Raw genomic sequence first — 1,804 nt, forward strand, 5'->3', positions numbered from 1 at the left:
TCTTCTAAACAAACAATCTGTGTGAACACTTACGAGCTCTTCGTAAGGAGGTGATCCAACCGCAGGTTCCCCTACGGTTACCTTGTTACGACTTCACCCCAGTCATGAACCACACCGTGGTAAACGCCCTCCCGAAGGTTAAGCTATCTACTTCTGGTGCAACCCACTCCCATGGTGTGACGGGCGGTGTGTACAAGGCCCGGGAACGTATTCACCGTGACATTCTGATTCACGATTACTAGCGATTCCGACTTCATGGAGTCGAGTTGCAGACTCCAATCCGGACTTAGACGTACTTTGTGAGGTCCGCTTACTCTCGCGAGGTCGCCTCCCTTTGTATACGCCATTGTAGCACGTGTGTAGCCCTGGTCGTAAGGGCCATGATGACTTGACGTCGTCCCCACCTTCCTCCGCTTTATCAACGGCAGTCTCCTTTGAGTTCCCGACCTAATCGATGGCAACAAAGGATAAGGGTTGCGCTCGTTGCGGGACTTAACCCAACATTTCACAACACGAGCTGACGACAGCCATGCAGCACCTGTCTCACAGTTCCCGAAGGCACTCTCGTATCTCTACAAGATTCTGTGGATGTCAAGACCAGGTAAGGTTCTTCGCGTTGCATCGAATTAAACCACATGCTCCACCGCTTGTGCGGGCCCCCGTCAATTCATTTGAGTTTTAACCTTGCGGCCGTACTCCCCAGGCGGTCGATTTATCGCGTTAGCTTCGGAGCCCATCACTCTAGGCAACAAACTCCAAATCGACATCGTTTACAGCGTGGACTACCAGGGTATCTAATCCTGTTTGCTCCCCACGCTTTCGCATCTCAGCGTCAGTATCTGTCCAGAAGGCCGCCTTCGCCACCGGTATTCCTCCACATCTCTACGCATTTCACCGCTACACGTGGAATTCTACCTTCCTCTACAATACTCTAGTTAACCAGTTTTAAGTGCAATTCCTAGGTTGAGCCCAGGGCTTTCACACCTAACTTAATTATCCGCCTACATGCCCTTTACGCCCAGTCATTCCGATTAACGCTCGCACCCTCCGTATTACCGCGGCTGCTGGCACGGAGTTAGCCGGTGCTTCTTCTGTGATTAACGTCAATTAATAAACCTATTAGATTCATTACCTTCCTCATCACCGAAAGTACTTTACAACCCGAAGGCCTTCTTCATACACGCGGCATGGCTGCATCAGGGTTCCCCCCATTGTGCAATATTCCCCACTGCTGCCTCCCGTAGGAGTCTGGACCGTGTCTCAGTTCCAGTGTGGCTGGTCATCCTCTCAGACCAGCTAGAGATCGTCGCCTTGGTGAGCCATTACCCCACCAACTAGCTAATCCCATATGGGTTCATCAAATGGCGCATGGCCCGTAGGTCCCATGCTTTGGTCTCTCAACTTTATGCGGTATTAGCAGTCGTTTCCAACTGTTGTCCCCCACCATTCGGCAGATCCCCATACTTTACTCACCCGTCCGCCACTCGTCATCAAGTGCAAGCACTCATGTTACCGTTCGACTTGCATGTGTTAAGCCTGCCGCCAGCGTTCAATCTGAGCCATGATCAAACTCTTCAATTTAAAGTTTGATGCTCAATAACTGTCTCTGACATATTCAAATGAATCTTCAGTGTCACTTATCAAGACTTAATTTTTTAGTCCGTAGACTTTAATCTTTTGTCTCGCAAGTGCCCACACAGATTGTCTGTTTCTTCTTTTTAAAGAGCTAACAGCTTACATCACTCATCAACCTTCGTTGATTTAGTTCGCTGTCTCAAGGGTTGCGTATACTACGCTAACCTTT

The 1,804-nt window shown here is 49.6% G+C and carries 1 rRNA gene; it reads right to left on the minus strand.

Annotated features, from left to right (window positions below):
• Positions 1-43: 43 nt before the first annotated feature.
• Positions 44-1,581, minus strand: a 16S ribosomal RNA gene (locus tag B9N71_RS09055).
• Positions 1,582-1,804: the final 223 nt, after the last annotated feature.

The sequence above is a fragment of the Gilliamella bombi genome (assembly GCF_900103255.1).
Taxonomy (GTDB): domain Bacteria; phylum Pseudomonadota; class Gammaproteobacteria; order Enterobacterales; family Orbaceae; genus Gilliamella; species Gilliamella bombi.